Annotated in this window: 13 protein-coding genes; 5 read left to right on the top strand and 8 right to left on the bottom strand. The window is 66.8% G+C overall.

The genetic code is table 11. From position 1 onward, the window contains the following. Window positions 1–41 precede the first annotated feature (41 nt). Together gatB and G9Q80_RS18620 are read right to left on the bottom strand one after the other, a co-directional pair. The gene (gatB, locus tag G9Q80_RS18625; RefSeq protein WP_168246569.1) at window positions 42–1,556 is read right to left on the bottom strand and encodes an Asp-tRNA(Asn)/Glu-tRNA(Gln) amidotransferase subunit GatB; all 1,515 of its coding nucleotides are present in this window, start codon (window positions 1,554–1,556) and stop codon (window positions 42–44) included. A 71-nt stretch (window positions 1,557–1,627) separates the two neighbouring features. Next, window positions 1,628–2,860 carry a hypothetical protein gene (locus G9Q80_RS18620; protein WP_133066360.1) on the bottom strand — a complete coding sequence of 411 codons (1,233 nt, stop codon included), beginning with the start codon at window positions 2,858–2,860 and terminating at the stop codon, window positions 1,628–1,630. A 242-nt stretch (window positions 2,861–3,102) separates the two neighbouring features. Between G9Q80_RS18620 and G9Q80_RS18615 the strand changes: the two genes are divergently transcribed. Continuing rightward, complete coding sequence (locus G9Q80_RS18615; protein ID WP_069086694.1) at window positions 3,103–3,864, top strand: transglycosylase SLT domain-containing protein; 762 nt, start codon at window positions 3,103–3,105, stop codon at window positions 3,862–3,864. A 3-nt stretch (window positions 3,865–3,867) separates the two neighbouring features. Here G9Q80_RS18615 and G9Q80_RS18610 read toward each other — a convergent pair whose 3' ends face one another. From G9Q80_RS18610 to pepN, 4 genes are all read right to left on the bottom strand, one after another. After that, on the bottom strand, window positions 3,868–4,731 hold the full coding sequence (locus G9Q80_RS18610; protein ID WP_043143247.1) for a lysophospholipid acyltransferase family protein: 864 nt from the start codon (window positions 4,729–4,731) through the stop codon (window positions 3,868–3,870). 267 nt (window positions 4,732–4,998) lie between these two features. Beyond that, the gene (locus G9Q80_RS18605) at window positions 4,999–5,430 is read right to left on the bottom strand and encodes a hypothetical protein (RefSeq protein ID WP_074620712.1); all 432 of its coding nucleotides are present in this window, start codon (window positions 5,428–5,430) and stop codon (window positions 4,999–5,001) included. After that, complete coding sequence (locus tag G9Q80_RS18600; protein ID WP_246870554.1) at window positions 5,427–6,185, bottom strand: SDR family oxidoreductase; 759 nt, start codon at window positions 6,183–6,185, stop codon at window positions 5,427–5,429. Before G9Q80_RS18600 ends, G9Q80_RS18605 begins: the two co-directional genes overlap by 4 nt. A gap of 170 nt (window positions 6,186–6,355) precedes the next feature. Continuing rightward, window positions 6,356–8,908 (bottom strand): aminopeptidase N, encoded by a 2,553-nt coding sequence (gene pepN, locus G9Q80_RS18595; protein ID WP_088714112.1) that lies wholly within the window; start codon window positions 8,906–8,908, stop codon window positions 6,356–6,358. Window positions 8,909–8,970: 62 nt separating this feature from the next. On the opposite strand from pepN, the gene G9Q80_RS18590 reads away from it, so the two are divergent. Both G9Q80_RS18590 and G9Q80_RS28480 read left to right on the top strand, forming a co-directional pair. Then, the gene (locus G9Q80_RS18590; protein WP_088714111.1) at window positions 8,971–10,509 is read left to right on the top strand and encodes an FAD-binding domain-containing protein; all 1,539 of its coding nucleotides are present in this window, start codon (window positions 8,971–8,973) and stop codon (window positions 10,507–10,509) included. After that, window positions 10,509–10,679 (top strand): DUF2256 domain-containing protein, encoded by a 171-nt coding sequence (locus G9Q80_RS28480; RefSeq protein ID WP_088668805.1) that lies wholly within the window; start codon window positions 10,509–10,511, stop codon window positions 10,677–10,679. The genes G9Q80_RS18590 and G9Q80_RS28480 overlap by 1 nt, the downstream gene beginning before the upstream one ends. A gap of 131 nt (window positions 10,680–10,810) precedes the next feature. Here the strand turns inward: G9Q80_RS28480 and G9Q80_RS18580 are convergent, their stop codons facing one another. Beyond that, complete coding sequence (locus tag G9Q80_RS18580) at window positions 10,811–14,632, bottom strand: efflux RND transporter permease subunit (RefSeq protein ID WP_088714110.1); 3,822 nt, start codon at window positions 14,630–14,632, stop codon at window positions 10,811–10,813. Then, complete coding sequence (locus G9Q80_RS18575) at window positions 14,629–16,359, bottom strand: efflux RND transporter periplasmic adaptor subunit (RefSeq protein ID WP_082024677.1); 1,731 nt, start codon at window positions 16,357–16,359, stop codon at window positions 14,629–14,631. Before G9Q80_RS18575 ends, G9Q80_RS18580 begins: the two co-directional genes overlap by 4 nt. A 558-nt stretch (window positions 16,360–16,917) precedes the next feature. Between G9Q80_RS18575 and G9Q80_RS18570 the strand changes: the two genes are divergently transcribed. After that, entirely contained in the window at window positions 16,918–17,574 is a 657-nt protein-coding gene (locus G9Q80_RS18570) for a tetratricopeptide repeat protein (RefSeq protein ID WP_088714109.1), read from the top strand. Window positions 17,575–17,639: 65 nt separating this feature from the next. Beyond that, window positions 17,640–18,974, top strand: coding sequence for a PQQ-like beta-propeller repeat protein (locus G9Q80_RS18565; RefSeq protein WP_088714168.1), 1,335 nt, complete (start codon window positions 17,640–17,642; stop codon window positions 18,972–18,974). The last annotated feature ends 39 nt before the right edge of the window (window positions 18,975–19,013 follow it).

Here is a 19,013-nt window from a genome sequence, read left to right as displayed (position 1 = left end):
ACGTACGTTTTGTACAAGACCCCGAGGAGGCGGAAGGCCCCTTAGAGGCCCAGCTTGGCGCTGACGATCTCGTTCACCGCCTTGGGATTTGCCTTGCCGCCGGTGGCCTTCATGACCTGGCCCACGAACCAGCCCGCAAGTTTCGGGTTCTGCTTGGCCTTTTCCACCTGTGCCGGGTTGGCGGCGATGATCTCGTCCACCGCCGTCTCGATGGCGCCTGTGTCCGTCACCTGCTTCATGCCGCGTTCTTCGACGATCTTTTCCGGGTCTCCGCCCTCGGTATAGACGATCTCGAAGAGGTCCTTGGCGATCTTGCCGCTGATGGCATCGGACTTGATTAGTTTAATGATCGCAGCCAGTTGGCTCGGGTTCACCGGGCTGTCCGTGATCTCCGTGTCGTCCTTCTTGAGGCGACCGAACAGCTCGTTGATGACCCAGTTGGCCGAGAGTTTGCCGTCGCCCGAGGCGGTCACCACCTCCTCGAAATAGGCGGCGTTCACCACTTCGGCGGTCAGCACGCTGGCATCGTATTCCGACAAGCCAAAGTCCTTGACGAAGCGCGCCTTCTTCTCGTCCGGCAGTTCCGGCAGGCTGGCGGCGATGTCATCGACCCAGCCCTTTTCGATCTCCAGCGGCATCAGGTCGGGGCAGGGGAAGTACCTGTAGTCGTGGGCTTCTTCCTTGGACCGCATCGACCGCGTTTCACCCTTGTCCGGATCGTAGAGCCGGGTCTCCTGGTCGATCTTGCCGCCGGCCTCGAGGATGCCGATCTGGCGCTTGGCCTCGTAGTCGATGGCCTGCTGGATGAACCGCATGGAGTTCATGTTCTTGATTTCGCAGCGCGTGCCGAGATGCGAAAAGTCCTGCGTTTCCTGGTACTTCTCGTACTGTCCGGGCAGGCAGACCGAGACGTTGACGTCGGCGCGCAGGTTGCCGTTCTGCATGTTCCCGTCGCAGGTGCCCAGGTAGCGCAGGATTTGGCGCAGCTTTGCGATATAGGCGGCGGCCTCTTCGGGGCCACGGATGTCGGGGCGGCTGACGATTTCCATCAGCGCGACGCCGGTCCGGTTCAGATCGACGAAGGACATGTGCGGATCCATGTCGTGGATCGACTTGCCCGCGTCCTGTTCGACGTGGATGCGTTCGACGCGTACCTTTCGTGCAATCCCCGGCTCCATGTCGACGATGATCTCACCTTCGCCCACAAGCGGATGATAAAGCTGGGAAATCTGGTAGCCCTGCGGCAGGTCGGGATAGAAATAGTTCTTGCGGTCGAAGGCGCTGACAAGGTTGATGTCCGCCTTCAGGCCAAGCCCGGTGCGCACCGCCTGCTCGATGCAGTATTCGTTGATGACGGGCAGCATGCCGGGCATCGCCGCATCCACGAACGACACGTTCGAGTTCGGCTCGGCGCCGAATTTGGTCGAGGCGCCCGAGAACAGCTTGGCCTGGCTGGCCACCTGCGCGTGCACCTCCATCCCGATGACCAGCTCCCAGTCGTGCTTGGCCCCGGCGATCACCTTGGGTTTGGGCGCTTCATAGGTCAGATCCAGCATGGCGGTCCTCATCGGAAAACGGGTTGCCGAGCGGTCTAGAACAGCGCGGGGCAGGGGGCAAGGCCCGCCCGTCAGTCGCCCTTGATCATCCGCATTCCATCGGGACCGAAGCGCAGCCGGCGACCGGCCTCCAGCGCGGGGGCATAGAACTCTGTCAGGCAGTCCAGCGCGCGCACTTCGCCCGGTTTGGCCGCGCTGCAATCCAGCCTTGCGCCAGGGCTGCGCTCGGGCGCTTCGGCCCAGACCTGCGGGTGCAATTCGCGCAAGTGGTCCTGGGCGATCCAGCCCAGGCAATCGGCTACCCGGCGGCGCGTGCTGCCCGCCCTGGTCGGCCCGCCCAGCGTGTGCCCGACCAAGGCAGCCATCCGGTTCGCCATGTCCTGCGTGGGGTGGCGTGTCAGGATATCGTGCAGCCCCTCCACGAAGAGCTCGGCATCCAGCCGGGCAAAGGCGCCCGCCTCTTCGCAGAGCGCGCCAAGGTAGATCCAGGCATAGCCGCCGCTGCCCCAGAGATCGCCGGTCCGCGCCGCCGTGCGCCGCGCCTGTGCGTCCAGCTGTTCCCAACTGCCGAAACGCGCCGGACGCAGGGCCTTGCCGAACTGCCACATGTGCCAGGGGTTGCCGGGGTCGAGGTCGATGAGGTCCTCGAAATCGTCGGCCACGCGGTCCTGTGGCGCCGGGTCCGCCTCCAGCACCGCACACCGCACCACCGCCCAGAGCGGTGACTGATGTTCGAACGGGTCGAACCGGTCGTTCAGCCGCGTCGCGGCGGCCATGTGCCGGGCAAAGGCGGCCTGACGGTCCGAGGCGGGGAGGCCTGTGTCCGGGGCCGCGCGCCAGGCGCGGGCCGTCTCGACATGGACCATCGCGATGATCTGGGCGATCACGGGGCAGGCGGGCATTTCGGCCAGCAGCGGTTCCAGCGCCGCGACGGCGGCCTGCACCTCGCGCGGTTTTCCCCGGGCCACGGCCTCGGCGATCGCCGTTGTCATGTCGCGTCGGGCGCCCTCGGCCAGCATCGACGCGGCCGAGCGCAGGCCCGGCGTCTGTTGCCGTGCGGCCTCGGCCGTGGCGATTTCCTTGGCCAGCTGTTCCCAGTCGTCCTGCCGCGCCAGGAACTGCCCGCGAGCGCGCAGCGTCTCACAGGCCAGGGCATCCGGGCCGGGGTCGCAGATGGGGATGTCCACCGGTGCGTGCCGGGGCGCCGGTGTTGGCGCGACAGAGGTCCCGACGGGAACCGCCGGGCGAGAGGACAAACGTGCACTTACGGCGCGCATCGAGGGAAACAGATTACGTATCGTCATGACCTCAATCTGCCCGCGATTCGGGGCCAAAATCCGGCGGCTTGCGGGAATTGCGCTGTCTTTCTCCCGGCGAAGGTCCGGCTTTGATGCCGCGCAGGGGACAACATGTTGCGGGCGGACGAACAATGCATCGCCAAGACTGGGGCGATTGGCAGAGTTCCGCCTTGTCATTGGCGGTTCATGGCCCTGCGGCGGCAGCGACGCTTGCATCGTTCGGGGTCACGGGCGAAATTTCAGGACAAATGAAAAAAGCTGCCGCCCTTCTTTGCGGTCTCGCCCTCGCGGGCCAGGCCGCTTTCGCCAATCCCGATCCCGCCGGGGCCGTTGCCCTGCATCCGCCGGTCAGCCCGCCCGCGGCAGAGATCTCGCGCCTCGCGGTGCCGGTGTCCCTGCGGCCCAAGGCCCGCAAGAAAATCGTCGTGCCCAAGGCGCGCTGGGACAATATCGAGGGCAGCCGCAGCTGGAGCATCGCGGCCCTGCGCGGTTTGCGTGCGCAGGCCAACCACCTGCCGGACCTCGTGCCGCGTGATATCGCCGATTATTGCCCCGCCTATCCCAGTGCGGGCCGTGTGCAGCGAGAGGCCTTCTGGGTGGGCTTGATCTCGTCCCTTGCCTGGCATGAAAGCACGCATCGCCCCTGGGCCGTGGGCGGGGGCGGGCGCTGGTTCGGGCTGGTGCAGATCTATCCGCCGACCGCGCGCTTCTACAAGTGCAAGGCGCGCAGTGGCGCGGCGCTGAAGGATCCCGAGGACAACCTGTCCTGCGCGCTGCGGATCATGGCGGTCACGGTGCCGCGCGACAAGGTCATCAGCCGCGGAATGCGGGGCGTGGCCGCGGACTGGGGACCGTTCCATTCCCGGCGCAAGCGCGAGGACATCATGGCCTGGACCCGGTCGCAGCCCTATTGCACGGGCCTTGCGCGGTCGCTGCGCCCGGTCTTGCGCCCAGAGGGACTGGGCCCCGCCCAGGACGTCGCGGACGCCCCGGTGGCGGCAGAGGACTGAACCTCAGGCCTTCAGCCAGCTGGGGCGGCGCGTTGCATCCAGCAGCGACACCGCCGGTGCCTTGGGGCCGCCCAGGGCCAGGGTTGCCCGGCGCAGCATCTCGATACCGTCCTCGGACTTGGCCGGCAGCGCCTTGGGAGAGATCGCCTCGCCCACGGTGATGCGGTAGGGCTGGCGGGCCTTGTTCAGCGTCTCGTAGAACAGGGTAATGTCGCGCAGCGTCGGGTGCAGCAGGTCGAACAGGTAGAACAGGACCGAGTTGCGCGCCCGGATGTTCACCGGGATCACCGGCAAGTCGAACTTGCGCGCGATCATCGCCGCGCTGGCCATCCAGGGGCGTTCATGCAGCGACAGGCCACGGCGTTTCGCCAGCCGGCCCGACGGAAAGATCACGCCCAGCCGACCCTCGTCCACCGCCTTGCGGGTATAAGCCATCGTCTCACGCGTCTTGCCGTGACTGCGCTTTTCCTTGCGCCATTCGACGGGGGCAATCATCTCGGCGTATTGCGGCAGGACACGCATGATGTCGTGGTTGGCAAAGTAGTAGGTGTCGCGCCGGATCTGTCCGATGACGTGATGCAGCATGATCCCGTCGGCGATGCCGGTCGGGTGGTTCGACACGATCAGCGCCGGCCCCTGCCGTGGCAGGTGTTCCAGGCCCGTGACCTCAAGGTCCTTGGCCAGCATTTCCGCCATGACCTGCATGATCTGGTCAGCGCTCATGTCCTTGACCAGCGTCCCGATCTCGATGGTCTTTTCATATCCCAGCATGCGGTTCAGCACGGCCCGGGCAGGCCGGACAACCGGGGAACTGGAAAACAACCAGGGCGCGCGTTCGGCGATCAGCGGGTCGATGCGGTCTTTCATTCTAGCCCCAAGATCATAATTTCGTGACACTTCCATGACGGGCGCGCCTCTTCCATAGGCAGTTTACACCACCGGCGCGGCGGGTGCACGCCTCTGACGTAGGCTTTCGGCGATGGCTTGCCATTCGCGGGACAAAACGGGTTTCTGGCCGGGGCCGTTTCGGGCGGTTCTACCGTGACAAAAGGCATGTCAAGGTACTGCCTCGGCGGTCTTTTTCTTTTGAAATGTGTTTTTAAACAGCGGGTTATCTGGCGCGCGCGCCTGATCTCAGATCAAGCCGAAATGATGTCGCTCTGTCTTGATGTCCCGCGCCTGCAGGGCCTCTTGCAGGCGGGGATGCGGCGGCAGGCTGTCCTGCGGCAGAGTGATGCGGCGCCCGTCGTCCAGCACCAGCCGCACCCGGATCGAGAAATCGAGTCGCGTTTCGAAGCGGGCCAGCGCGATCCGAGTCAAGGCAACCTCGCCCGTCGCGCCGCCCGATCCCCAGCGCAGCATCCTGTCGTCCAGCCGCAACCAGGCGCTGCGCCCGGTGCTGAAATCGATCAGCGCGGGCAGGCTGACCAGAAGCAGCGCGCCGACGATCCAGACAGAAGCCTGCAGAGCGAACCACAGCGTCATGGCCGCCAGCCAGACCAGCATCAGAACCAGGAAGGCCCGCAGCGACCGGCCCGAGGAGGCATGTTCGAGCGGGGCGCTCACCGCCCCCCCGATACGTCGAGGATCGAGCGCGTGACATAAGAGGCGCGTTCCGACAGCAGCCAGAGGATCGCCTCGGCGCATTCCTCGGTCGTGCCCGCACGGCCCATCGGCGTGGTCGGCGCCAGCCGTTCAAGCCGGTCGGGCTGGCCGCCCTTGGCGTGGATTTCCGTCTCGATCAGGCCGGGGCGGATGGCGTTCACGCGGATACCTTCGGGCGCCAGTTCATCGGCAAGCCCCAGGGTGAAGGTGTCGATAGCCCCCTTGCTGGCGGCATAATCGATGTACTGGTGGGCCGACCCCAGTCGTGCAGCCGCAGACGAGACATTGACGATGCCACCGCCCTGGCCCCAGTCACGCATCAGGCCGACCGCCTGTCGTGCCACCTCGATCGCGCCGAAGACATTGACGGCAAAGACCTTTTGCACCCTTTCCGGGGTCAGGTCCCCTATGCTGCCGTGGGGAGAGACGATGCCCGCATTGTTGACCAGCCCGACCGGGCCGGGTTTCAGCTCGCGCAGCTTGGCGAACATCTTTTCGATTGCCTTGGGCTTGGAGACATCGGCCTGCAGCAGGTAGGCCTGCGCGCCCATGCTTTCGACCATTGCCGCCGTCGTTTCGGCCCCGGCCTTGTCCTGGCCGTAGTGAATGACAATCCGCTGCCATCCGGAAAAGGCCGCCATGCGCGCGGTGGCCGCGCCGATCCCGGCGCTTGCGCCGGTGATGATCAGCACGCCGTTCATGTGCAGAGGGCCCATGCGCAAAGGGACAGGCACGGCCAGCGGCCGGCGAAGGATAGGTCAGGGCGCATCGCGGTCTCCGGAGTGGTTCGGCCTCAGGCTATCGCGGTTTCGGCGCGGGCCACAAGATTGCTTGCGTGCCCGGCGCCGTTCTTGCAGGCGTTTGCCGTTTCAGCCGCCGCTCGGGGTCAGGCGCCCAGGATGCGGGCCACCATCTCGCCGGTGTCCCGGCTCAGCTTGGGTTTCGCTTGCAGCCGCTCCAGTTCCGCCCGCATCAGCACCTGGCGCTCGGCGTCGTAGCGTTTCCAGGTCTGGAAGGCCGAGGTCATGCGCGCCGTCGTCTGCGGGTTCAGGTCGTCCAGCTTGATCAGCCAGTCCGTCAGCAGGCGGTAGCCCGACCCATCCTTGCGATGGAACCCTGCGTGGTTCATCGCCAGCGCGCCCATCACCGCGCGGAAGCGGTTGGGGTTCTTCCAGTCGAAATCGGCATGCCGGGTCAGGGCCTCGGCCCGGGGCACCACGTTTTCCGGTGCCGTTGCTCCGACCTGCAGGCCGAACCACTTGTCCATGACCAGACGGTCATGCCGCCACTGGATCTCGAAGGCGGCCAGGGCCTCGGCATCCTCGCCCACGCGGATGATCTGGGCAAGGGCCGACAGTTGCAGCGTCATGTTGTCGGCGCTGGCAAACTGCGCCCGCGCCGCCTTGCCACCATCCAGCCGCGAGGTCAGGGCCAGAACCGCCGCGCCAAGCGCGCGCTTGCCCGACTGTTCCGCGTCCGGCGCAAAAGGTGCGTCCACCGTTCCCTCGGCGGCCAGCCCGGGCAGCAGGTCGGCCCAGCGTTCGGCCTTGACCTGGGCCAGCACCTCCTTGGCGGCATGGATCGCATCCGGGTCCGGCGTCTGCCCGCGTTCGAACAGAACCTGCGCCAGTTCCGACTCCGTCGGCGTGCCCATCATCATCGCGCGATAGGCCGGGTCCAGGTCGCGGTCACGCAAGAGCCGTTCCAGCCCGTCAAGCCAGGCCTCGTCCGGGCCGGCATCCTCGCAGATCATCGCGATCAGGCTTTCGCGGGCGAGCAGGCGCGACGCCTCCCAGCGATTGAAAGGATCGGTGTCATGGGCCAGCAAAAAGGCGCGCTCCTCGCGGCTCGACGCGCGGTCCAGCACCACCGGCGCCGAGAATCCGCGGTTGATCGAGGGCACGGGGCGCGAGGCCAGACCGTCAAAGGTGAAGGTCTGCTCAGCCTCGGTGACCTCCAGCACGCGGGTCGGCACCACTTCGTCGCCGTTGGGGTTGAGCAGCCCCACCGCCATCGGGATCACCTGAGGTTCCTTCTGTTCCTGCCCAGGCGTGGGCGGCGTGTGCTGCTTGAAGGTCAGCGCATAGGTGCCGTCGGCCCAGTCCTCCGTCACCTCGACGCGCGGCGTACCGGCCTGCGAATACCAGCGCTTGAACTGCGTCAGGTCGCGGCCCGTGGCATCCTCGAACACCTTGAGCCAGTCCTCGATCGTCGCCGCGTCGCCGTCGTGACGGTCAAAGTAGAGGTCCAGCGCCTTGGCATAGGCCTCATCCCCGACCAGCGTCTTGAGCATGCCGATCACCTCGGCGCCCTTTTCATAGACCGTGGCGGTGTAGAAGTTGTTGATCTCCTGGAAACTTTCGGGCCGGACGGGGTGCGAAAGCGGCCCCTGGTCCTCGGGGAACTGACGCGCGCGCAACTGCGCCACGTTCTCGATCCGCGCCACCGGGGCCGAGCGTACATCCGCCGTGAACTGCTGGTCGCGGAAGACGGTCAGACCTTCCTTGAGGCAGAGCTGGAACCAGTCACGGCAGGTGATGCGGTTGCCGGTCCAGTTGTGGAAATACTCATGCGCGATGATCGCCTCGATGCGCTCGAAATTGCCGTCGGTCGAGGTTTCCGGAGAGGCCAGGACGCAGGAGGAGTTGAAGATGTTCAGCCCCTTGTTCTCCATCGCGCCCATGTTGAAATCGTCCACGGCGACGATGTTGAAGACGTCCAGGTCGTATTCGCGGCCATAGACATTCTCGTCCCATTTCATCGAGGTCTTCAGGGCCTCCATGCCGAAGGCACATTTGCCCTCGTCGCCGGGACGCACCCAGATGTTCAGCTTGACCTCTTTGCCCGACCGGGTGGTGAACCGATCCGGAAAATTCACCAGGTCGCCCGCCACCAGCGCGAAGAGGTACGCCGGCTTGGGCCAGGGATCGTGCCATTCGGCCCAGCCCTCACCCCGGTCGACCGAGTTGCCGTTGGACAAAAGCACCGGCAGATCGCCCTCGATCCGCACGGAAAACACGCTCATGACGTCGGGGCGGTCGGGATAATAGGTGATCTTGCGAAAGCCCTCGGCCTCGCACTGGGTGCAATACATGCCGCTGGACATGTAAAGGCCCTCCAGCGCGGTATTGTCCTCGGGCGCGATTTCCACCTCTGCCTCCCACAGAAAGGGGCCGTCCGGCACGGCATAGCGCAAACCCTCGGGCGTGACCTCCGGCGTCACCTCGACCCCGTCGATGGTGGCGCGGATCAGCTTCAGGTCCTCACCGTGCAGAAAGAATTCCTGCACGGGGGCCTCGGGGTTGGGGGCGAAATGGATCTTCGAGATCACCCGCGTCGACTTGGGCGCAAGGCGAAAGGTCAGGTGCACGTCGCTGACCTGCCAGCCGAAGGGGGTGTAGTCCTTGAGATAGATGGTCTCGGGGGCGGCGTCTTTCATCGGGTCCTCGCGGGGCTGGAAGCTCTTGCCCGTGACCCTAGGTCGGAGCCGAGGGGGCTGCAATGGCAGCGCAGCGGAAAGGAGAGCCGATGCCCGTGATCCTCTGGTTCAAGCGCGATCTGCGCGTGACCGACAACGCGGCGCTGTTGCGCGCCTGCGAACTCGGGGATGTTCTGCCGCTCTACATCGTCGAACCGGGGCTCTGGGCGCAGCCCGACGCCTCTGCCCGGCAGTACGCCTTTCTTTGCGAAACGCTGCAAGGGCTGCGCGCGGACCTGCGTGCTCTGGGCAGCGACCTGGTGATCCGGGTCGGCGCGGCGGTCGAGGTGCTCGAGGCGCTGCGCCGGGAAACCGGGGCAGAGCGGCTGGTCAGCACCGAGGAAACCGGCAACGCCTGGAGTTTTGCCCGCGACAGGGCCGTGGCCGCCTGGGCCGCGGGGCAGGGGGTACGCTGGCAGGAACTGCCGCAGTCGGCGGTGCGGCGCGGGCGGCATGATCGCGACGGCTGGGCCGCGCACCGCAACCGGCTGATGGCGCAGGATCTGCTGCCGGCGCCCCCGGCGCTGCCGCCGGTCCCCCTGTGCTCCGATCCCCTGCCGGATGCCGCCGCCCTTGGGCTGGGGGCCGATCCCTGCCCGGGGCGCCAGCATGGCGGCCGCGCCAAGGCCGAGGCCCTGCTGAACAGCTTCCTGACAGAGCGTGGCCAGACCTATCGCAAGGCCATGTCGACCCCGCTGGAGGGCGCAAGCGCCTGTTCGCGGCTGTCGCCTCACCTGGCCCTCGGGGCACTCAGCCCGCGCGAGGCGGTGCGCGCCACCGCCGCCCGCCAACGCGCGGTCAAGGGCACGCGGACGGGTTGGTCCGGCAGCCTGAAGAGCTTTCAGTCCCGCCTCGCCTGGCGCGACCATTTCATCCAGAAAATGGAGGACGAGCCGGACCTGGAATGGCGCGCCCTGCATCGCGCCTACGAGGGCCTGCGCCCCGCCGAACCGGATGCCGCCCGTCTTGCCGCCTGGGAAAAGGGTGAAACCGGGCTGCCCTTCGTCGACGCCTGCATGCGCTCGCTCATTGCCACCGGCTGGCTCAATTTCCGGATGCGCTCGATGCTGATGAGCGTCGCCTCCTACCATCTCTGGCTGCCCTGGCAGCGCACGGGTCAGCATCTGGCCCGGCTTTTTACCGATTACGAACCGGGCATCCACTGGAGCCAGGTCCAGATGCAGTCCGGCACCACGGGGATCAACAGCCTGCGCATCTACAATCCCGTCAAACAGGGCCACGATCAGGATCCGACCGGCGTCTTCACCCGCCGCTGGTGCCCGGACCTGGCGGATGTGCCGGACCAATACCTGCAGGAACCCTGGCGCTGGGACGGGCAGGCCGATTATCCGCCGCCAATCGTCGATGTGAAACAGGCGGCGAAGGCGGCCCGCGAGGCCATCTGGTCGGTCCGCAAGGAGGAGGGGTTCCGCGACGAGGCGGCCCGGGTCCTGCACAAGCACGCCTCGCGCAAGGATCCACAACGCCATTTCGTCAACGACCGCGCGCCGCGCAAACGGCGCCCCGCCAACGACAGCCGCCAGCAGAGCTTTGATTTCTGATGCCGCGCGGCACCCGCAAGGGCGACCTGCCGGTCAAGACCTGCGCCACTTGCGGTCGCCCGTTCACCTGGCGCAGGAAATGGGAAAGGGTCTGGGATCAGGTGCGCTATTGCTCCGATCGCTGCCGCCGTACCCGCAAATCCGCCAAGGAGGACGCGGGCCGGCCCTGACCGGCACAGTGTTTCTTTGGGCTTGAAATACCTCGGGGGAGTCGCGCTTTGCGCGACGGGGGCAGCGCCCCCGCTTGCGCGCCGCAAGGCGCGCGGATCGGCCCGCGTCAGCGGGCCGACACCATGTCACGTCACTCCGCCGCGCGCAGGTCCGGCGTCAGTTCCATCGTGGTCGCGGGCGCATCTTCCCAGATGATCTCGGGCGATTTCACCTGGCGTGCCGCTCGGTTCAGCGCCCAGTCGCGCGCCGCCCGACTGCCACGGCCAAAACTCAACCTTGCCAGCAGGCGCGCGAACCACAGCACGTAGGTCGTGAACCAGACCCGGATCGCCAGCATCGCGGGGGTAAAGACCAGCGTCAGCACGGTCGCGATCCCCAGGCCGAACACCACGGCTGTTGCCAGGTTCTTCCACCACAGCGCGGTCGGGCTGTCGATCGAATAGCCACCGTTGAAGAAATCCAGGCTGAGCCCCAGCATCATCGGCGCAAGGCCTGCCATCGTGGTGATCGTGGTCAGCAGGACGGGGCGAATGCGATCCTGCGCGGTGCGCACGATGGCTTCGATCCGCGGCATGAAGCGCGAATACTCCTGGTAGGTGTCGATCAGCACGATGTTGTTGTTCACGACGATCCCCGCCAGCGCCACGATCCCCGTTCCGGTCATGATGATCGAGAAATACTGATCCATCACCAACATGCCGATCAGCACGCCCGTCGTGGACAGGATCACAGCCAGCAGCACCAGCACCGAGTTGTAGAAGCTGTTGAACTGCGCCAGCAGGATGATGAACATCAGGAACAGCGCGCCGCCAAAGGCCGATTGCAGGAAGGCCTGGCTTTCCTCCTGGTCCTCCTGGTCGCCGGTCCATTCCCATTCGATGCCCGCGGGCAGGGGATCGGTCTGCAGCCATTCGGTCAGCACCTCGATCCGTTCCGTCCCCGTCACCGGCACGACCTTCAGCCGCGACATCTCGCCGGTGCCCGCCCGGGCGGCGACCTCCTCGGGCGACATGTCGGTCAGCCAGCGCACGTCGCCGAAGTGGCGGAGGTTGTCCCCCATCAGCCATTCGAAGAACCCCGACGAGCGGCCAAAGTCATGGCTCCAGTCCGCGGCCGAGATATCGGAGGTTTCCGGATCCAGCTCGACGCCGGTCATCAACGGCACGAACTCGGTCTTGTCCGTACCGTCGGGGCCGGTCGTCGTCACGTCCCAGCCGATCTCCATCAGGCTTTCGCGGACACCCGCCTTGACGTCGAAAAAGCGCGTCTGGTCTACACGCTCGATCTCGGCCAGCTTGGCCACCGGCTCGCGGGTGATGAAATTCACCAGCGGCACCAGCCCGTCCGGGGTGCGGACCTTGAGGCTGTCCAGCGTCGACAGCACGCGGTTTTCCTCGGGCAGGCGCACGCGGATGTCGATTTCCTCGTCCGAGGTGCCGGGGGTATAGCTGCCGATGGCCAGCCCGCGCGTCACCAGCTGCACCATCGCGCCCACGGTGGCCACGTCGGCGCCGTAGCGGCCCGCCTTTTCCACGTCCACGTCGATCTGCCAGTCGATGCCGGGCAGGGGGCGCGTGTCCTCGACCAGGGTCAGGCCGGGGGTGCTGTCGAACTTGGCCCGCACGACGCCAGCCGCCTCCAGCAGCGCGGTCCAGTCGTCTCCGCGCAGTTGCAGGTGCACCGGCTTGGCGCTGGCCGGGCCACGCGCCTGGGCCAGGATCTCGATCTCGACGCCGGGAATGCGCTCCAGCTTTTCGGTCAGGTCGTCGAGGATAACGTCGCCGTCCAGCTGTGCCAGCGGGATGCCGTTGGCACGGGCATAGGCGGGGCGGTTGTCCCAGGAAATCGTCTCGAACTGGACCTGGCCGATGGTGTCCTTGGGCGCCGCGGCGCCGCCGGTGTTGTTGTCCAGCCCGCCTTCACCGGCAAAGGAGAAGGCATTGAGGATGCCGGGATGGGTCAGGACGATCTGTTCGGCCCGCTTCACCAGCGCGTCTTTTTCCGCAAGGCTCAGGTTGCCGCGCGCGCGGACATAGACGATGGCCTGCTCCGGTTCGCTTTCGACGAAGAAGTCCACGCCGTTGTTGTTCTCGCCGTAATAGGCGAAGACGCTGATGACAAAGCCGACGACGGCAAAGACCGTCACCAGCGGCATGATCGGGTTGCCGGCGATCAGCTTGGTGAAACTCCCGAAGAAGGTCCGGCGGCTGCGGGCGTCGACGCGCTTGGGCTTGCGCCGGATTTCGGCGGCGTCCATCACCACCGAAGAGATCACCGCAAAGAGCACGAAGACCACGACGCCCGGCATGTGCGCGCCCCAGCCGGTCGCCTCTGTCGGGCCCAGGTAGCTGGGGTTGAGGACCATCATGGCGCCGGTGAACAGCCCCAGGATCGCGACGGGCACCAGCAGGATGCGCAGGCTCCAGTGCAGGCGCGCGCGCAGCCAGTCGCCCGCACGGTGCACGTTGCGCGAGAACCGCCCCGAGACGCCGCCCATGACCGGCAGGTAGATCAGCGCCACCACCAGCGAGGCGGTCAGCACGAAGATGATCGTGATCGGCAACATGCCCATGAACTCGCCCGCAACACCGGGCCAGAACAGCATCGGCAGGAAGGCGCAAAGCGTCGTCGCGGTGGACGAAACCACGGGCCAGAACATCCGGTGCGCGGCCTCGACATAGGCATGCATCGGGCCGGTGCCCTCGGCGATGCGCTTGTCGGCGTATTCCACCACCACGATGGCGCCGTCGACAAGGATGCCCACGGCCAGGATCAGCCCGAACATCACGATGTTCGAGATCGTCACCCCCATCATCGCCAGCAGCACGAAACACAAGAGGAAAGAGGTCGGAATGGCAAAGCCCACCAGCAGCGCGGGCCGCAGGCCCAGGCTTGCCAGCACCACGATCATCACCAGCGCGATGGCCGTCAGAACGGACCCTTCGAGCTGGCTGACCATGCTGGCCACCTGCCGACTCTGGTCGTTCGAGGTGCCCACGTCCAGCACCGCGCGCAGCTCGTCGGGCCAGGTCTCCTGCGCTGTGGCCAGTTCGGCCTTCACCTGCGCCACGGTGTCGATGATGTTGAAGCCCTTGCGCTTGACCACCTGCAGGGCCACGGTCTGCGCGCCGTTGAAGCGCGCCGTGCCCTTGCGGTCCTCGAAGGTCAGGTTGATCGAGGCCAGGTCGCCCAGCGTCACCACGCGGTCGCCGTTCACCTTGACCGGCAGGTCATAGACATCGCGTGCATCGTCAAAGCTGGACGGAATCTTGACCGAAAAGGCGCCGTTTTCCGTTTCAACCTCGCCCGCGGCGATCAGCTGATTGTTGTTCTGGACAACGCGGATCAGCTCGTCGGCGGTGACGTTGTAGCTTTCGAGCCTGAGCGGGTCGATCACCACTTCCAGCATCTCGTCGCGGTTGCCCGCGATCCCGGCCTCCAGCACCGAATCGAGCCCTTCGAGCCGGTCCTGCAGGTCCTTGGCCACCTTGTTCAGCGTGCGTTCCGGCACCGGGCCGGACAGGTTGACGATCAGGATCGGGAATTCCGAGAAGTTGATCTCGTTGATCGAGTATTTCTCGGCGCCCTCGGGGAACTCGGCCTCGGCGTTGTTCATGCCGTCGCGCACGTCGGCGATGATCTTGGTCTTGTCCCAGCCGAACTCGAACTCCAGCGCCAGACCGGCATAGCCCTCGGCGGCGGTGGCGGTCATCTTCTTCAGCCCGTCGAGGTCCGACAGCTCTGTCTCCATCGGCTTGACCAGCAGCTTTTCAGAGTCGGCGGCCGAAATGCCGGGGAAGGGGACCGAGACGAAAAGTGCCGGGATCTCGATGTCCGGTTCGCCCTCCTTGGGCAACGACACATAGGCATAGGCCCCGACCACGAGGCTGAGCACGATGAAGGCGATGATCATTCGGGCCCGTGCGGCGGCCCAGTCGATGATGCCGGTCATTGTATGATATCCTCGTAACTCGGAACCACGGTCACGCCGTTGGTGACATATTCCTGGCCGACGGTGATCACGTTGATCTCATCCGGCAGGCCGGTGATCCAGACCCCGTCGCGGGTGTCGCGCAGGATCGAGACATCCATCCACTGCACGCTGTCGTCCGGCTTGACCGTGCGCACGCCCAGCTTGCCCTGGTCGTTCAGGGTCAGGGTGGATTGCGGCAGCAGATGCGCCTTGGCGCCCTCGGCCTCGATGGCGACCTCGGCGGTCTCGCCGTCGCGGATCGACAGATCGGCGTTGTCGACGGTCAGTTCCACCAGGAAGGTCCGGGTGGTCGGATCGGCGCTGCGCGACACGAAAGTGACCTCACCCTGCACGATACGCCCGTTGGTCAGCCGGGCGCCCGCCTTGGCGCCCACCATAACGCGCGCGACGGTGGTTTCGGGCACGTAGCCGACAATCTTGATCGGGTTCAGCTGGATCACGGTGGCGCAGGCCGATCCGGGCTGCAGCAAGGCGCCCAGTTCCGCCGTGTCGGTCTCCAGTAGCCCGGCAAAGGGGGCGTGCACCTTCAGGCGGTCGATCTCGCGCCGGGCCGAGGCCACGGCGGCCTCGGCGGACTGGATCGCGCTCAAGGCGCTTTCTTCGCCGGTCCTGGCGGACTGGATGCCCGCCGTCGCGGTTTCAAGCTGGGCGCGGGCGGCGATGACCGCCGCCTTGGCGCCTTCGACGCCGGACAGGGCCGAGGCCACGGCGGCCTTGGCCCCCTGAAGCTGGCTTTGCGCGGATTGCACGCCGGCCAGGGCGTTCTGGATCTGCGCCTTGGCCGAGATCACCCCGGCGCTGGCATTGCGGATGCCGCTTTGGGCCGCCTGCACGGCGGCCTTTGCCGTCTCGACCTGGCTCTTGGCGGTCTGGACGGCGGCCAGCGCCCCCTGGAGTTGAGACTTGGCCGCCTCGATGCCGGAGGCGGCGGATTTCAGCCCCAGTTGCGCGGTCTGCACGGCGGTCAGCGCGGTTTCATAGGCGGCTTCGGCCCCGGCCAGCCGGGTCTGCGCGGCAAAACCGTCGCGGGCCAGTTCCTGCGAGGCGCGCAGGTTGATTTCCGCCTCGCGCACCTGCGCCTGGGCCTGTTTCAACCGCGCCTCGGCCTCGGGCACGCGGGCCTCCGCCTCGGCCAGAAGGGCCTTTGCGGCGGGGACACCGGCCTCGGCTTCTTTCAGGCGGGCCTCGGCGGCGGGCACAGCAGCCTTCGCCTCTGCCAGCCGGGCCTCGGCCTCGGGGACGCGGGCCTCTGCCTCTTCCAGCCGGGCCTCGAACTCTGGCACCCGTGCCCTGGCCTCTGCCAGCCGGGCCTCGGCGGCGGGTATGTTGGCGCGGGCCTCGGCCAGCTGTGCCTCGGCGGCGGGCACGGCAGCCTCGGCCTCAAGGATGCGCGCCTGGGCAGAGGGAAGCTGTGCCTGCGCTTCGGCCAGCCGGGCCTTGGCCTCGGGCAGGCGCGCCTTGGATTCGGCCAGGCGGGCCAGCGCCTCTTGCAGGGAAACCTGGCTGGTGCCCGGGTCGATCTCGCACAGCAATTGCCCGGCCTCGACCAGCGATCCCTTGCGCAGCGGTTCGGACACGATCTTGCCCGAGGTTTCGGCCCGCACCTCGACCTGGCGAACGGCCTGGGTTTCGCCGCGCAGGATCACCTCGCTGTCGACAACCTGCGCCACCGACCGCTTGGCCATCACGCGCACCGCGCCTTCGGGCAGGGCATCGGGGGCACCGGCCTCTAGCGCCGGGTCCGCGCCATCGGCAGGATCAGGCCCGCCATCCGCAACGTTCCCCTGCGCTGCCGGGGCCACCTCGCGGGAGAATTCCAGCAGTCGGTCCCGTTCGAACACAACCCCGTATAGGACCGCGGCCACAAGGCAGGCGGTCAGGATAGACATGATGCGCATCGTCTTCGTCCCTTCGGCGCCGAGCCACGTGGCCCGCCGCACATCCTGTTAATCGTTACGTTGCCGAGCCGACCCGAACCCCGCGACCCGGGCGACTCCGGGCTGAACTGTTCCGTTCAGTTTTAGGGTGCCGCGACGGAGGCTTCAAGCACGGGGCCGGTTTTTGCGCTGCAAAGCGGCGGTTTTTCGACAATTCTGCGAGAGTTTCGCGATTAACGGGCATCTACGCGACAATTCGCTGGTCCGGTTTGGGGCCTGCAAAGGGCCCTTGCCGGTATGCCTTCTCGCCTTGGCACTGCGCGGCGGGACATGTAAGAGGGAGAAAACCAACCGGAGGGGGCCCGTTTGAGCGACGCCGACAGTTTTATCGACGAGGTGACCGAAGAGGTCAAACGCGACCGTCTTTTCGCCACTTTGCGCAAGTGGGGCTGGGTTGGCGTGGTCATCGTGCTTCTTATCGTCGGCGGCACCGCCTGGCGTGAATGGAGCATCGCCTCGGCCGAATCCCGGGCTCAGGCCTTTGGCGACAGCGTGCTTGACGCGCTGGATGCAGAGGAACCGGCGCAGCGTATCGACGCCCTGACCGCAATCGACGCGCCCTCGACCGGCGCCGCGGCGATTCTGTCGATGTTGACCGCTGCCGAGGAAGGCACCGCAGGCGATGACGCCGAGGCGGTCGCCCGCCTGCAGGCGGTGGCCGACAATACCGAGATCCCGGCCATCTATCGCCAGATCGCCAGCTACAAGGCCCTGACCCGCGGCGCATCCGTCCTGCCGGTCGACGAGCGCCGCGCGGGCTTCGAGGCGCTGGCCGTGCCGGGGCAACCGCTGCGCCTGCTGGCCGAAGAGCAACTGGCCCTGATCGAGATCGAAACCGGCGAGCGTGACGCCGCGATTGCACGGCTGGAACGCCTGGCAGAAGATGCCGAGGCGACGCAGGGCTTGCAGCGCCGGGCCGGGCAACTGATTGTGGCACTGGGCGGCGACGCGCCCGGAAACTGAGCCCGCGCAGGCGGGGCGCACGGCGGGGGGCAGGGCCCCGGGTAGTGACGAAAAGGGGCATGGTGATGCTGCGCAAGACCTCTCTGCTGATTTCGCTGGCCGCGCTGGCGCTGACGGCCTGTGCCAAGAGCGAGCAGATCCTTCCGGGGGAACGTCTGAACGTCCGGGACGTGCTGACAGGCGGTTACGATGACGGCGCCGCCCCGGCATCGACCGGCCCGCAGGCCCGCGCCTTTTCCACACCTGCCAGCGTGACCAACACCGACTGGGCGCAAAGCCCCGTGTCGCCGATGGTCCGGGTCACCAACCCGGCCCTGGGACAGGCGCTGAAGCCGCTGTTTTCGGTCGGGATCGGCGCGGGCGATGGGCGCAAGACGCGGCTGAATGCCGATCCGATCGTCGCGGGCGGCCGCATCTTCACGATGGACGCCAACCACCAGGTCCGGGCAACCGCGACCTCGGGTCAGCAACTGTGGTCCGCGACCCTTGTCCCGCAGCGCGACAAGGCGCCCGAAGGACAGGGCGGCGGGCTGGCCTACGGCGAGGGAAAGCTGTTCGTCTCGTCCGGTTTCGGCATGCTGACCGCGCTGGACCCGGCCACGGGGCGCAAGCTCTGGGAGCAGGACCTCAAGAACACCGCCACCGGCGCGCCAAGCTATCGCGACGGGCTGGTCTACGTCGTCTCGGGTGACAGCACCGCATGGGCGATCGAAAGCGACGATGGCCGCGTCCGCTGGCAGTTCGACGGCACCAAGGATTTCAACAACATCGCCGGGGCGCCCGCCCCCGCGATTGACGACAAGTACGTTGTCTTCGCCTTCGGATCGGGCGCTGTGTCTGCGGCCTTCCGGCAGGGCGGGCTGCAGGTCTGGAATGCCGAGCTGCTGGGCCGCCGGACCGGCGTCACCATCGCGGGCATCAACGATATCACCGGCGATCCGGTGATCGCGGGCGACCGCGTCTTTGCCGGCAACCACTCGGGGCGCGCGGTGGCGCTGTCGGTCTACAACGGAGAGCGCATCTGGACTGCCAAGAACGGTGCTCTGGGTCCGATGTGGCCCGCCGGCGATTCGGTGTTCTTCGTCTCGGATCTCAACCAGCTGGTGCGGCTGGACGCGGGCACGGGCCAGGAAATCTGGAGCCGTGACCTGCCGGGCTATCGCCCGACGCGCAACCCGAACCGCCGCCGCGACGGCGCCTATGCCAACCACGGACCGGTGCTGGCGGGGGGGCGCCTGATCGTGGCCAGTTCGGATGGCAAGATCAGGGCCTTCAACCCGGTGGACGGCAATCTGCTGCAGGAAATCGCGATCCCCGGCGGCGCCACGACGCGCCCCGTGGTGGCGGGCGGCACGCTGTACGTCGTGTCCCGCAAGGGCGTTCTGCACGCCTACCGCTAGGATTCCGCCGTCCGATCTCCGATCCCTGCGCCAGCGGAC

Origin of the sequence: Mameliella sp. LZ-28, assembly GCF_012274245.1 — a bacterium.
In the GTDB taxonomy this organism is placed as follows: Bacteria; Pseudomonadota; Alphaproteobacteria; order Rhodobacterales; family Rhodobacteraceae; genus Antarctobacter; species Antarctobacter albus.
The sequence above is the reverse complement of the archived record's forward strand: the minus strand, read 5'-3'. Positions and strand labels throughout refer to the sequence as shown.